Annotated in this window: 14 protein-coding genes; 11 read left to right on the top strand and 3 right to left on the bottom strand. The window is 51.0% G+C overall.

Annotated elements, in window-relative coordinates; genetic code table 11:
* From recF to dnaA, 3 genes are read right to left on the bottom strand one after another with little or no spacing between them, the layout of a single operon-like run.
* Positions 1–1,107: a DNA replication/repair protein RecF gene (gene recF / locus ACJAXR_RS09160; protein ID WP_415057959.1), complete on the bottom strand. Its 1,107-nt coding sequence runs from the start codon at positions 1,105–1,107 to the stop codon at positions 1–3.
* Positions 1,108–1,122: 15 nt separating this feature from the next.
* Positions 1,123–2,226, bottom strand: coding sequence for a DNA polymerase III subunit beta (gene dnaN / locus ACJAXR_RS09155; protein ID WP_415057958.1), 1,104 nt, complete (start codon positions 2,224–2,226; stop codon positions 1,123–1,125).
* Positions 2,227–2,278: 52 nt separating this feature from the next.
* Positions 2,279–3,793, bottom strand: coding sequence for a chromosomal replication initiator protein DnaA (gene dnaA, locus ACJAXR_RS09150; RefSeq protein ID WP_415058207.1), 1,515 nt, complete (start codon positions 3,791–3,793; stop codon positions 2,279–2,281).
* A gap of 575 nt (positions 3,794–4,368) precedes the next feature.
* Between dnaA and rpmH the strand changes: the two genes are divergently transcribed.
* From rpmH to atpB, 11 genes are all read left to right on the top strand, one after another.
* Positions 4,369–4,503: a 50S ribosomal protein L34 gene (gene rpmH, locus ACJAXR_RS09145; RefSeq protein WP_150276439.1), complete on the top strand. Its 135-nt coding sequence runs from the start codon at positions 4,369–4,371 to the stop codon at positions 4,501–4,503.
* 14 nt (positions 4,504–4,517) lie between these two features.
* Positions 4,518–4,916: a ribonuclease P protein component gene (rnpA, locus tag ACJAXR_RS09140; protein WP_415057957.1), complete on the top strand. Its 399-nt coding sequence runs from the start codon at positions 4,518–4,520 to the stop codon at positions 4,914–4,916.
* Positions 4,909–5,157, top strand: coding sequence for a membrane protein insertion efficiency factor YidD (yidD, locus tag ACJAXR_RS09135; protein WP_415057956.1), 249 nt, complete (start codon positions 4,909–4,911; stop codon positions 5,155–5,157). Before rnpA ends, yidD begins: the two co-directional genes overlap by 8 nt.
* Positions 5,154–6,866, top strand: coding sequence for a membrane protein insertase YidC (gene yidC / locus ACJAXR_RS09130; RefSeq protein WP_415057955.1), 1,713 nt, complete (start codon positions 5,154–5,156; stop codon positions 6,864–6,866). Before yidD ends, yidC begins: the two co-directional genes overlap by 4 nt.
* Positions 6,867–6,951: 85 nt before the next feature.
* Positions 6,952–8,322 carry a tRNA uridine-5-carboxymethylaminomethyl(34) synthesis GTPase MnmE gene (mnmE, locus tag ACJAXR_RS09125; RefSeq protein WP_415057954.1) on the top strand — a complete coding sequence of 457 codons (1,371 nt, stop codon included), beginning with the start codon at positions 6,952–6,954 and terminating at the stop codon, positions 8,320–8,322.
* A gap of 442 nt (positions 8,323–8,764) precedes the next feature.
* Complete coding sequence (gene mnmG, locus ACJAXR_RS09120) at positions 8,765–10,660, top strand: tRNA uridine-5-carboxymethylaminomethyl(34) synthesis enzyme MnmG (protein WP_415057953.1); 1,896 nt, start codon at positions 8,765–8,767, stop codon at positions 10,658–10,660.
* Positions 10,657–11,310, top strand: a complete 654-nt coding sequence (rsmG, locus tag ACJAXR_RS09115; protein WP_415057952.1) for a 16S rRNA (guanine(527)-N(7))-methyltransferase RsmG — start codon at positions 10,657–10,659, stop codon at positions 11,308–11,310. The genes mnmG and rsmG overlap by 4 nt, the downstream gene beginning before the upstream one ends.
* Positions 11,311–11,319: 9 nt before the next feature.
* Positions 11,320–12,123, top strand: coding sequence for a ParA family protein (locus tag ACJAXR_RS09110; protein ID WP_415057951.1), 804 nt, complete (start codon positions 11,320–11,322; stop codon positions 12,121–12,123).
* A 21-nt stretch (positions 12,124–12,144) separates the two neighbouring features.
* Positions 12,145–13,005, top strand: a complete 861-nt coding sequence (locus tag ACJAXR_RS09105; RefSeq protein ID WP_415057950.1) for a ParB/RepB/Spo0J family partition protein — start codon at positions 12,145–12,147, stop codon at positions 13,003–13,005.
* Between the two features lie 169 nt (positions 13,006–13,174).
* On the top strand, positions 13,175–13,579 hold the full coding sequence (locus tag ACJAXR_RS09100) for a F0F1 ATP synthase subunit I (protein ID WP_415057949.1): 405 nt from the start codon (positions 13,175–13,177) through the stop codon (positions 13,577–13,579).
* A gap of 13 nt (positions 13,580–13,592) precedes the next feature.
* A complete protein-coding gene (atpB, locus tag ACJAXR_RS09095) occupies positions 13,593–14,447 on the top strand; it encodes a F0F1 ATP synthase subunit A (RefSeq protein ID WP_415057948.1) in 855 nt (284 codons plus the stop codon).
* Positions 14,448–14,462: the final 15 nt, after the last annotated feature.

Here is a 14,462-nt window from a genome sequence, read left to right as displayed (position 1 = left end):
TCACTCCAGACAACGTTCGGTCTGCACAATGTGTCCATGTTCCACGTGGAACATGGTCAATAATGTTTCATCCTGCCAGTACCGGTCGAGCTGTTCTGCTTCTACACCGGTGATAAAAACCTGGCAGTTAAGGCCCTCGAGCAGTTTGCATAAGGCCTTACGATGATTTTCATCTAATTCAGAAGGCAGGTCGTCAACCAGAAAAACGCAATCCTGTTGACGCCCACGCTCCTTTAACAAATAACCCTGCGCAATTTTGAGAGCGCAAACGACTAATTTCTGCTGCCCCCGAGATAGAACATCCGCAGCATTCATGCCTTTAATTCTCAGTCTCAAGTCCGCACGTTGCGGACCCGCTTGCGTATAACCTAGCTGACAATCTCGCTCAAACTGGGTGTTAAGCACGTCCTGCAAGGGCTTGTCCTTGTCCCAGCCCCGGAAATAACTCAAGGTGAGCTCATCCAATAGGACCAAACGGGACAATACATCCTCGAACACTGGCTTTAACTTAGCTATATAAATACGCCGGTACTCGTCGATACGCTCACTAGCAATCACTAACTCAGCCTCCCAAGGAGCCAGTTGTGAACGTTCAATTCTACCACGTCGAAGCAGCGAATTCCGCTGCTTGAGACTTTTTTGCAGGCGCTGCCAGTTACCCAAAAACTGATGTTCCACGTGGAACACTCCCCAATCAAGATACTGTCTTCGTTGCTTTGGCGCACCTTCAAGCAAGCGGAAGCTATCCGGATTGATAAGTTGCAAGGGTAATGTCTCCGCAAGCTGGGCAGTACTGCGCACACTTTGCCCATCTATTCGGATCTCATAATCCGCTTGTTTGCTCCGAGTAATACCCATGGAGGTCGTGACACCATTATTAAGAACAAGCTCAGCGAAAACTGTGCACGACTCATGCTGGTGTTGAATGACAGGCTGAAGGCGGGTACTGCGAAAGGAGCGAGCAAGACCAAGAATATGGATTGCCTCAAGAAGGCTGGTCTTACCGCTACCGTTGTCGCCGCAGATGAGATTGACATGAGGAGAAGGGTAAAGTGTCACCGGGTGCAGATTACGCACCGCAGTGACTGATAAACGCTTGAGGGGCATGAAGTAACGATTTACCTACAGACGCATTGGCATAACGACATAAACGCTGTCGTCTGATTCGGATTCCTGCACCAACGCACTGCTGTTAGCATCGGACAAGATCAGTTTGACCTGCTCGTTACTCAACACATTCATTACGTCTAAAAGATAGCTCACATTAAAGCCTATCTCCAAAGCACTGCCGGTGTAATCAACCGCAATATCTTCTTCTGCCTCTTCCTGCTCTGGGTTATTAGCTTGGATCTTGAGTAACGAGTCACTCAACATCAGACGAATGCCTCGGTATTTCTCATTGGAGAGAATAGCAGTACGACTGAACGCATTGCGCAGTACCTGACGGTCCGCCAGAACAATCTTGTCACCGCCCCGAGGGAGCACACGCTCATAATCGGGGAATTTACCGTCAACCAGTTTGGAGGTGAAAGTAAAATCACCCGTAGTCGCGCGGATATGGTGAGTGCCCAAAACAATACTCACCAGGTCATCAGCCTCGCCTAGCAATCGAGCAAGTTCAAGAATGCCTTTGCGTGGCACAATAAGCTGGTAGCGCTCCTGATAGTCAATATCAGCATCGAGCGTACACATAGCCATACGATGGCCGTCTGTTGCCACCGCACGCAATTGACCCTTGTTGATCTCAAGCAACATGCCATTCAAGTAATAACGAACGTCTTGCTGGGCCATCGCGAAACTGGTGCGCTCAATCAAACGACGTAGCTTGTTCTGATTGACAGAGAAGCTCATCGAGCCAGGACCCTCTTCAACATTGGGGAAGTCAGAAGCGGGTAGGGTAGCGAGAGTAAAGCGACTACGCCCTGCCTTAATAACCGCTTTATTATCCTCCAGTTTAAAACTAAGCGCCGCATCATCAGGAAGCGATTTACATATATCCATGAGCTTGCGCGCCGGCACGGTAATTTCGCCCGCCTCGGCAGCCTCCTCAAGCTGAATACGACCAACCAACTCGACCTCCAAATCGGTACCGGTCAGCGACAGAGTGTTTCCATCCACTACCAGTAGAACATTCGACAGGACGGGTAAGGTCTGACGACGTTCAACGACCCCGGCCACCAATTGCAAGGGTTTCAACAGGGCTTCGCGCTGAATGGTGAATTGCATTGTCTTCCTTCGACCTCGTGCAGTATGGAAACGGATGCCGGTTGCTTGACCTTCAAGTGGTCAATGTTCTCAGCAGGTTTTTATAATCTTCGCGTATGTCCGCATCGGTTTCACGTAATTCCGCAATCTTGCGCGTGGCGTGCAGCACAGTGGTGTGATCACGGCCACCAAAAGCGTCCCCAATCTCAGGCAAACTGTGGTTTGTCAATTCCTTGGCCATGGCCATGGCTACCTGCCGCGGCCTGGCGACGGAGCGCGACCGACGCTTGGAGAGAATGTCCGACATTTTGATCTTGTAGTACTCAGCAACAGTGCGCTGAATATTGTCGATACTGACAAGCTTGTCTTGCAGTGCGAGCAAGTCTTTCAAGGATTCACGAATCAATTCAATAGTTATATCGCGGCCCATAAAATGCGCGCTGGCAATGACTCGCTTCAATGCACCTTCAAGCTCCCGGACATTCGACCGAATACGCTGCGCTATAAAGAAAGCTGCGTCATGGGGTAAATCAACCCGTGACTGCTCTGCTTTCTTCATCAAAATAGCAACACGTGTCTCGAGTTCGGGCGGCTCAACAGCGACAGTCAGACCCCAGCCAAAGCGCGACTTGAGTCGCTCCTCGAGACCATCGATCTCCTTGGGATACCTGTCACTGGTCAAGATCACCTGCTGACCACCCTCAAGCAATGCATTAAAGGTATGAAAAAACTCTTCCTGAGAGCGCTCTTTTTTTGCGAAAAACTGAATATCATCGATTAATAGGGCATCGACCGACCGGTAGTAGCGCTTGAAATCGTTGATGGCATTCATCTGCAGCGCTTTGACCATATCCGCAACGAAACGCTCAGAGTGCAAGTAAACAATCCTGGCGGCCGGATTCTTCTTTAAAAGATGATTACCTACTGCATGCATCAGGTGAGTTTTGCCCAAACCCACACCACCGTATAGAAACAACGGGTTGTATCCATGCTTGGGGTTATCTGCCACCTGCCAGGCTGCAGCACGAGCCAACTGGTTGGATTTACCTTCTACAAAATTCTCGAAGGTAAAACTGCGATTAAGGTAACTGGTGTGTTTTATAACCGGCGAACTCGGCCCGCCCTGGTCCGCGCGCTGAGGTGGTCGCGGGTCGTCATCTTCTATACGCGCATGCTGACCCTGCTGGGGCTGAGGCTGAAAGCCCTGGGCAATAACCTGGGTACGCGGCATAACCGGTACGCTAGCGGTCTTCACGGTATCTTGTGAGGCCGCCACCGATTGAGCCGGCATTGAGCGTGACGCAACCGCAGCAGAGGCCGCACGACGACTACCAATGAGCAGTGATACTAAAGGAGCCTGACCCTGGGACAGGTCGTCAAGGAGCTCCTGTACACGATTCAGATACTTGTCGTTGACCCAATCGAGTACAAAACGATTGGGGGCATAAAGACGCAGCTCAACCTGATCACCATCGACCTGCAGTGGTCGAATCCAGGTATTGAACTCTTGGGATGGTAGCTCATCACGCAGAAAATCGATGCATTGCTGCCAGAGTACAACCGACACGAATTCTCCCGGTCCTTCCATTAGGAACGACATTATTATGATGCTGGAAAAGCGAACGACCTGCTCACTCAACCGATTAAAACCAGAGTCCATTCTAGCCTCTTAAGGTGCAAGTTATCCACACTCTTCCCGGCTTTCCGATAGGACAATGCGAAGCCGAGAACAGATATCTTCAAAGATAAAAATAAGGATTTAAGACCTTTTTATCCGAATAAATGGGCCCTGAGGCCTGTGTACAGATGGCAAGGAGTTCTGTTAACAACAGGGCACTATTCCTGTGGATAAAACCCCCTGTGGACAGAGTGCCCTTTTATCCACAAGAAGCGCACATCATGAGAACCCATCCGACAACCGTTTCCACACAGACTAATCACCCGTGTAACTAACTGAATTACATGCACTAATTAAGGTTACCCACAGAAACTCGGGTTACCATTAGCATTAACATCATTAGTCTTTAATAAAAGATCTTTTCTATATTGTTTTTAATGAGATACAGCACTAAATCGAATTGACCTACACCTGGTTATTCTCTAGAATTGCCGGTCCCTTGAAGGGGCTCATTGCTCTAACGTGAATCAATCAGGTATCCGAAGATGAAAAGAACATTTCAACCCAGCGTTTTGAAGCGCAAGCGTAACCACGGTTTCCGTGCTCGCATGGCTACGTCTAACGGTCGCAACGTACTGGCACGTCGCCGGGCCAAAGGCCGCAAGCGCCTGTCAGCTTAAGTTCGGCAGAACAGGTGGATCACGGTTTCGAAACTGAATTCAGACTTCTCACGTCTGCACAATTCAAGATCGTATTCGATGGAGCCACCCGCAAGACGTCGGGAGCCTGCGTTTTACTGCTGGCCAGACCCAATGATTTGGGTCACCCACGTCTTGGTTTGGTCATTGCCAAGAAAAGTGTTCGGCGCGCGGTTGATCGAAATCGAGTCAAGCGTATCGCCCGTGAATCGTTCAGACTAAATAAGTCTGAACTAGGCACCCTGGACATCGTCGTCCTGGCCCGAAAGGGCTTAGGCGAACTTGATAACGCTGCGCTTCACGAAATGTACCAAGGCATGTGGCGCAAGCTGGCAAAGTCTGCTGACAAGCCACCCCGTTCACGCCAATCTGGACCCCCATCATCCAATGCGTAATGTCGCAATCGGACTGATCAAGGTTTACCGCTACGCTATCAGCCCGCTGATGGCTAGTCATTGTCGTTTCTATCCTTCCTGTTCCTGCTACGCTCAAGAGGCCATAGAGACCCATGGCCTGCTGCGTGGAAGTATGTTGAGTGCGAAACGACTTGGACGTTGTAATCCCTGGAACGCCGGGGGTTACGATCCTGTACCGCCTGCCACTGCCAATCATTCTTCTCAGATGAACAAGCCATGAACATGCAACGAAATATCCTCATAGCTGCCTTGCTCGTGATTTCCTATGTCATGGTCCTGCAGTGGAACAACGACTACGGGCAAACTGAACTGCCTGACGTCGCCGTCACCAGTCAAACGGCAAACGTTTCGTCTACCAACGGTCTACCGTCTGATGTACCGGCTGCTGCGGTGAACACAACTTCAAGCGGTCCTGCCGACGATGTTCCCACTGCTTTGGAAGCCGTTACAGAAGCAGTGCCCGAGGCCCCGACGACAACCGCAGCCAACGGTAATTTAATCAGGATCGAAACGGATACTTTGCTCGTTGCAATCGATCCACGTGGCGGCGACCTGGTTGATCTTTCATTACCGCAATACCCGGTACGCAAAGATCGTCCTGACCTGCCCTTTCCGATTCTAGAGCGTTCTGCCAGCATGACCTACGTGGCACAGAGTGGGTTAACCGGCAAAAATGGCGTTGACGCTCGACCCACCGGCCGTCCCTTGTATAGCTCGCGACAGCAGAATTACAGCTTGGGTGATGAAAACCAGGTCGTAGTAGACCTACGCTACGAAGACGCTGGAATTGATTACATCAAGCGCTTCACCTTCACCCGCGGTAAATATCTGGTTGAAATCGACTATCTGATCAATAACCAGAGTAGCGATACCTGGAGCGGTAATCTTTACGGTCAGATCAAACGCGATCAAAGTCCTGATCCATCAAGCTCCAGCGCAACAGGTATGGCAACCTATCTGGGAGCGGCTTATTGGAGTGCTGATGACTCTTACACTAAGGTCAAGTTCTCCGATATGGACGACGCAGCTCTGCGTGAGACAGTCAACGGCGGTTGGATTGCCTGGCTTCAGCACTATTTCGTCAGTGCCTGGGTGCCACCTGCAGACCAACAGCACGTGTATCAGACACGCAAAGATAGCTCCGGAAATTACATAGTTGGCTTTACCAGCCCAGCCACTGTGGTGCCTGCTGGGGCGCAAGCAACCATCTCCGCTGATTTTTATGCAGGCCCCAAAATCCAAGATCGCCTGGAAGAGATATCTCCAGGCCTGGAACTGACAGTCGACTATGGATTTCTCTGGTGGATTGCCCAGCCGTTATTCTGGGTACTGAGCTTCATCCATGGATTCGTCGGCAACTGGGGCTGGAGCATCATCCTGCTGACGCTGCTGATAAAGTTGATCTTTTTCCCACTATCAGCCACAAGCTATCGTTCAATGGCCAACATGCGTCGCGTTGCTCCCAAACTGGCAGCATTGCGCGAACAGCATGGCGACGATAAACAGAAAATGTCCCAGGGCATGATGGAGTTGTACAAGAAGGAAAAAATCAATCCGTTGGGTGGCTGTCTGCCCATTCTGGTGCAAATGCCGGTGTTTATTGCTCTGTACTGGACCCTGATGGAAAGTGTTGAAATGCGTCAAGCTGAGTGGCTTGGCTGGATCACTGACTTGTCTCTAAAGGATCCTTATTTCATCCTGCCGATTTTGATGGGCGCGACGATGTTCATTCAGCAGCAGTTAAACCCGTCACCTCCTGATCCGATGCAGGCCAAGGTGATGAAGATGTTGCCAATCGTTTTTACCTTCTTCTTCCTTTGGTTCCCGGCCGGTCTGGTGTTGTATTGGGTAGTCAACAATATGCTGTCGATTACTCAGCAGTGGTACATTACCAGGCAGATCGAAAAAGGCGCTGCCGCCAAGAACTGACCATAAACAGGTCCAAGCAAACGCCCCGATTACGGGGCGTTTTGCTGTGAGTCATCTAGTCAACGCGACCAACCGGAGCCGACCCATGAGCCTCAGCTATCACACCGATACCATTGCTGCTATCGCTACTCCCCCAGGACAAGGTGGCGTCGGCATTGTGCGGGTATCAGGCCCTCACGCACTCCAGGTAGCCCAGAACATCAGTCGATTGCAGCCAAGGCCAAGACACGCCCACTACGGTACGTTCTGGCATGGCAATCATGCGCTAGACCAGGGCCTGACACTGTTCTTCCCCGGACCGCATTCCTTTACCGGCGAAGATGTGCTTGAGCTACAGGGCCATGGCGGTCCCGTGGTGTTGGATCTGCTATTGAAAGCCTGTTTCGATGCCGGGGCCAGACCGGCTCGGCCCGGTGAGTTCAGTGAAAGAGCCTTCCTGAATGACAAGCTTGATCTAGCCCAGGCTGAGGCTATTGCCGATCTGATTGAGGCCAGCTCCGAGCAGGCAGCGCGCAACGCCTTACATTCCCTGCAGGGCGTTTTTTCCGCACGCGTGCATGCCCTGACTGAAGCCCTTATTGGCCTGCGTATCTATGTTGAGGCCGCGATCGACTTTCCTGAGGAAGAAATAGATTTTCTGGCGGATGGTCACGTACTTGGCCAACTACAAGCAATACGCGAACAGCTGCAGGGCGTAAAACGAGAAGCGGGTCAAGGGGCATTGTTGCGCGATGGTATGACAGTTGTCATTGCTGGCCGGCCAAACGCGGGAAAGTCCAGCCTGCTCAACGCCCTGGCAGGAAAGGATAGCGCGATTGTTACAGATATAGCCGGAACAACCCGGGATATCCTGCGCGAGCACATCCATATTGACGGCATGCCCGTGCATATTTTCGATACTGCAGGATTGCGTGATACTCAGGACCAGGTTGAGCGAATTGGCGTCGAGCGAGCAATGCTTGCAATAGCTGATGCCGATCGCATTTTATTGATGGTCGATGCTTCACAACCCGAAGCTCGCCATCCGGATCAGCTTTGGCCTGAATTTCTTACTACACCACCGGACCCCGCAAAAGTAACGCTAGTACTGAACAAAATCGATCTCACCGACGAAACCATTGGTCAGCATCAGGCTGACGATGGGACCGTTACTCTGCGTTTAAGCGCACGCAGCGGCGAAGGGGTAGATATGCTGCGTGAACACTTGAAAAGCTGCATGGGCTACATCCAGACCAACGAAAGCCTGTTCAGTGCACGCAGACGGCACCTTGAAGCGCTGGACGAGGCAAGTGTGCTGCTCGAGCACGGCCATTGGCAACTGACCACAGCGGGCGCTGGAGAATTACTCGCAGAGGATCTGAGGATGGCCCAGCAGGTTCTGGGTAGCATCACCGGCGAATTCAGCGCTGACGATCTGCTGGGGCGCATATTCTCGAGCTTCTGTATCGGCAAATAGCTTCACTGATGGGCAACAAAGATTCCTTCGTCCTTAAAAACCTTGGCATAAACATTGTGTACAAGTGCCCTTAAGACTGGGTCAAATAGCTGTGTATAAAGTGTGCCTGAAATAGCCTGTGCATAACATAGCTACTTATACACAGGTAAACCACCCGAAAAGAACCCATCTCACTGCAGGAAACACACAACCTTTCTTTGCTTTTAACTATATGAAATATATAAATATTTATGGCTTACCCACAGATAATGGCTTCACCATTAGCATTAACAATATTAAGCTTTTTAAATCTTTTCTTTCTATAATCTATTGATAGCTAGCCTGATTACGGTCAAAAGCCGTTGTTCAAAAAACAGCCAATTCAAGGCTGTATTTTTCTGTCCCAGGCCCTATAATCAGCGCCCTTTTACAATCCCGGCGAGAGCCTGGAATGAGGTTAGCTGTGAATTTCCCAAGTCGTTTTGACGTGATCGTGGTGGGCGGGGGGCATGCCGGTACCGAGGCAGCACTGGCAGCTGCCCGTATGGGTGTAAAGACACTTTTGCTTACCCACAACGTTGAAACACTGGGACAGATGAGCTGCAATCCGGCCATAGGCGGTATTGGCAAAAGCCATCTGGTCAAGGAAATCGATGCACTAGGCGGCGCCATGGCCAAGGCCACAGATCGCGCCGGCATACAGTTCAGGGTTCTCAACAGCAGAAAAGGTCCGGCGGTCAGAGCGACTCGGGCTCAGGCAGATCGGATTCTGTACAAAGCAGCCATTCGCGAGATACTCGAAAACCAGCCAAATCTGTGGATATTTCAGCAGGCCTGTGACGATTTGATTGTTGAGAATGACCAGGTGTGTGGTGTCGTAACCCAGATGGGCATGCGTTTTCATGCACAGAACGTGGTATTGACCACAGGGACCTTTCTTGGCGGTTTGATCCACATTGGTCTGGATAACTTTTCGGGTGGTCGCGCTGGAGATCCTCCAGCTATTACTTTAGCCAAGCGTCTGCGTGAATTACCGCTGCGGGTAGATCGCCTGAAAACAGGCACTCCTCCGCGGATTGATGGACGTTCGGTTGATTTCAGCAAGATGACTGCGCAACCAGGTGATACGCCGCTACCGGTAATGTCATTTCTGGGCAACGTGGAAGAACATCCGCAGCAGGTCAATTGCTGGATAACCTATACCAACGAGCGTACCCACGAGATCATCCGAAACAACCTCGATCGTTCACCCATGTACACGGGTGTAATCGAGGGTATTGGTCCGCGCTACTGCCCATCGATTGAAGACAAGATCCATCGCTTTGCCGATAAGAATCAACACCAGGTATTTATTGAGCCCGAGGGATTAACAACCCACGAGTTGTATCCCAATGGAATTTCTACCTCCTTGCCCTTCGATGTGCAGTTACAGGTTGTGCAGTCCATTGAGGGTATGGAAAACGCGCATATTCTGCGCCCTGGTTATGCCATTGAGTATGACTACTTCAATCCACAGGACTTGAAGTATTCGCTGGAAACAAAGGTCATTGGTGGACTGTTTTTTGCTGGGCAGATTAACGGTACAACAGGCTACGAGGAAGCCGCAGCACAAGGCCTGCTTGCCGGCATGAATGCCGCTCGGCGAGCAACTGACCAAGAAGCCTGGTGTCCACGCCGTGATGAAGCCTATATCGGTGTTCTGGTTGATGATCTCATCACCATGGGTACTCGCGAACCCTATCGTATGTTCACCTCGCGTGCTGAGTATCGTCTTGTGCTACGCGAAGATAACGCCGATTTGCGTTTGACTGAAAAAGGTCGCGAAATAGGCCTGGTGGACGACCACCGATGGGCCAGTTTTAGCGCAAAGCGCGAAGCGATTGATCTCGAACACCAGCGACTGCGTAGTACCTGGGTTCAACCAGCAAGTGATGCTGGTATAGCCTTTGCTGATACGTTTTTGACGCCTTTGAATCACGAATACAGTTTGCTCGATCTCTTACGACGGCCTGAAGTAGATTATCAAACACTCTGCGAGCTGACCGGAAAAGTAGATATTGCTGCTGATGTGGCTCAACAGGTCGAGATTCATACTAAATACGCGGGCTATATCGAGCGTCAGCAGGAAGAAATAAATCGATTGCGGCAAAATGAGCAGACAAAGCTGCCACAAAGTCTGGATTACCTGGCTTTGAACGGCCTCTCTAATGAGATAAAGCATAAACTCGCTGATGTGCGCCCGCAAACGCTGGGACAAGCCTCACGAATACCGGGTGTGACCCCAGCAGCTATCAGTTTGCTACTGATACATCTGAAGAAACGCGGTGCTGCAATCACCAGTCTTGCGCGTGAGGCTTGAATACAGTGTCTGACCATGCAGGCGAACTGAGTAGAGGAGCCACGGAGCTTGGTATCCCATTGACAGAGACACAGGGTCAGCAATTGCTTGCTTATCTTGAACTGCTGCATAAATGGAACAAGGCCTATAATCTAACCGCTGTGCGCGATCCGGACGAAATGGTCAGCCGACATCTACTAGATAGTCTGAGTATTCTGCGCTTCATCGAGGGTCGTAATTGGCTCGATGTGGGTAGTGGTGGTGGAATGCCGGGTATTATTCTGGCAATCATGCGACCAGAAACGAGTTTCATGTTATTGGATAGCAATGGTAAGAAAACGCGCTTCCTGACCCAGGTGAAACTCGAGTTGGGATTGGTTAATCTGAAAGTAACGCAGGGACGAGTCGAAGCCTTCCAGACCGAGGACGTCTTTGATGGTATTGTTTCGCGAGCTTTCAGTTCGCTAGCTGACTTTACTCAGATGACCCGTCATCTGAGTCACGCACAAACCCGTTGGCTGGCGATGAAAGGACAATACCCGGATGAGGAGTTGGCAGCTTTGCCGGTCGATTTCGACGTAGAGCAGAGTACTCGGTTAGTTGTGCCGGGTTGCCAGGGCAGCCGACATTTGCTGATACTACGACGCCAGGTTCAGGCCGTGAACGGATAGGAGATCATTGTGGGCAAGGTATTGGCAATAGCCAACCAGAAAGGCGGTGTCGGCAAGACCACCACGTGTATCAACCTGGCAGCTTCGCTCGCAGCAACTAAACGCAAGGTGCTTCTGGTTGATCTTGACCCTCAGGGTAATGCGACTATGGGCAGCGGTATCGACAAAGCCGATCTTGAGAACTCAATCTACGAATTGCTCACAGACCGTTGTGATTTTAACCAGGCAATGCAACGATCGGAAACGGGTGGTTATGATCTGCTGCCAGCCAACGGCGATCTCACAGCCGCAGAGGTCGAATTGCTAGCGATGAAGATGAAAGAAAGTCGTCTTCGTTATGCGCTGGCCTCGGCACGCAATAATTACGATTTCGTGTTGATCGACTGTCCTCCCTCACTGAATATGCTGACCGTCAATGGACTGGTCGCAGCAGACGCCGTAATCATACCTATGCAATGCGAATATTATGCGTTGGAAGGTTTGTCGGCATTGGTAAATACCATTCAGCGCATTGCTACGGTACTCAATCCATCCCTGAAGATAGAGGGATTGTTACGTACCATGTATGACCCGAGAAACAGCCTGACGCTGGATGTGTCGGCTCAGCTAACCAGTCATTTTGGTGAGCAGCTTTACCAGACAGTCATCCCTCGCAATGTTCGTCTCGCCGAGGCGCCCAGTTTTGGTATGCCAGCGCTTACTTATGACAAGCAGTCCCGCGGTGCAGTAGCCTATCTGGCACTGGCCGGCGAAGTAGTGAGGCGCAATAAGCAGGCTGCCCGGGCAACCGCCCAGGCGAGCGCGAACGACTAATCAAAAAAGGACGATAGACGCATGGCGGTCAAGAAACGCGGCTTGGGGCGGGGACTCGATGCTTTGCTGGGGCAACCTAACAGTACCGGTAAAGACACTGAAGCCCAGGAGCAACAGCTTAAGGACTTGCCCGTTGATCTGATTCAGCGTGGCAAGTACCAGCCGCGTCGAGACATGGATCCACAAGCGTTGGAAGAGCTGGCTAATTCGATCCGTGTGCAGGGTGTTATGCAGCCTATCGTGGTCAGACCCATCGCCGACGGTCGATTCGAGATTATCGCCGGCGAGCGTCGTTGGCGCGCGACGCAACAGGCGGGTCTGGATTCCATCCCCGCCGTTATCCGCGATGTGCCCGACGAAGCCGCCATCGCTATGGCGTTAATTGAAAATATACAGCGTGAAGACCTCAATCCGATTGAAGAAGGTATTGCACTGCAACGTCTGCAGCAGGAATTTCAACTGACCCAGCAACAGGTTGCAGACGCCGTAGGTAAGTCCCGCGTAAGTATCACCAATTTGTTACGTCTTATGTCACTGCCGGAAGATGTCAAGCTCCTGCTTGAACGGGGCGACCTGGAAATGGGCCACGCCCGGGCCTTGCTAGGTCTGCCAGCAGAACAGCAGACTCAGGCAGCCCGTCAGGTGGTTGCCAAAGGATTAACCGTCCGCCAGACCGAAGCCTTGGTCAGGCAATGGCTCAATCCCCGTCGTGATCCTGGGGATACCCGCGTCAATCCCGATATAGAGAGGCTGGAACAGGATCTAGCTGAGCGCATTGGTGCCGCTGTCAGTATCCAGCATGGGGCCAAGGGCAAAGGTAAGTTGGTTATTAGTTACAGCTCACTGGATGAGCTTGATGGCGTTCTTATGCATATTAAGTAATATGCATTAATCGGGTAGTGAGCTATACCGGTGCATTTTACCGGTTACTGTTGAACCTGAACTTTTTTCAACCTATACTCCTCGCGCTATTTAGCAGACGTAAATGCACCAGTGTGTTGCAATCAGCATCATGAAAAGAAGCAAAAAGTTACTCCCGCGAGGCGGTTGTATGGACGCAAGAACGCCCAACAAAATTCCGTTTCGCCAATTGCCCGCTTTTCCGGTGCTTTTTTTGCAATCTGTGGTTGCCGTGTTGGCAGCTTTGATTCTGTGGGTTTTCCAGGGTCATGTGGCCGGATATTCCGGCTTGCTCGGGGGGCTGGTTGCCCTACTCCCCAACATCTATTTTGCGTATCGGGTCTATCGCTATAGCGGGGCCCGATCGGCACGTGTCATCGTCAAGGAGTTTTACTCCGGCGAGGCAGGAAAGATAATTTTGACAGCCGCACTTTTTGTGCTGGTGTGGGTAGGTGTTGATCCTATGGAGCCGACCGCGGTGTTTGCCGGTTATCTCGCGGTACTGGCAGTGGGGGCCAGCGCACTACTCATCGTCCGACGTTTTCAAAAGCATTGAGTTTGAGGCAAATATGGCAACTTCTTCAGCGGATTATATCCAGCATCATTTGCAGAACCTGACTTACGGTAAGCTGCCAGCAGAATATGTGCGCGCGGATGGCACTATTGTGGAGCAAACCACCTGGACGATGGCAAAAAGTGGCGTTGAAGCATCAGACATGGGATTCATGGCGTTTCACGTTGATACCCTTGGCTGGTCGGTCTTCATGGGTCTGGTCTTTCTGTTTGTTTTTCGTATGGTAGCCAAAACCGCGACTGCGGGTGTTCCGGGTAAAACCCAGAACATGGTTGAGATGGTTGTCGAGTTTATACAGGGTGTGGTCAAGGATACGTTTCATGGCCGCAATGCACTCGTTGCTCCCCTGGCTCTGACAATTTTCGTCTGGGTGTTTCTCATGAATTCGCTGAAATGGATTCCCGTCGATTATATCCCTGGTCTAGCAAGTGTTCTGGGTCTGGACTACTTCAAGATTGTTCCCACTGCTGATCCTAATGGTACTTTTGGCATTTCCCTTGGCGTTTTCATACTGATCATTTACTACAGTTTCAAGGTGAAGGGGTTTGGCGGTTTTATCAAGGAACTCTCCTTCACGCCTTTCAAGCACTGGGCTCTGATTCCGTTCAACTTGTTCCTGGAAATCCTTGGCTTATTGACCAAGCCTTTGAGTCTGGCACTGCGACTGTTCGGCAACATGTATGCCGGTGAAGTCGTGTTTATTTTGATTGCCCTGTTACCCTTCTACCTCCAATGGGGGTTGAATGTGCCATGGGCCATCTTCCATATTCTTGTAATTCCGCTGCAGGCTTTTATCTTTATGGTATTGACTGTGGTGTACCTGAGTGGCGCTCATGAGGATGCTCACTGACCCACTTGAACCGTG

The sequence above is a fragment of the Halopseudomonas sp. genome, assembly GCF_047631575.1.
GTDB lineage: Bacteria > Pseudomonadota > Gammaproteobacteria > Pseudomonadales > Pseudomonadaceae > Halopseudomonas.
This window is presented reverse-complemented; position numbering and strand designations above follow the sequence as displayed.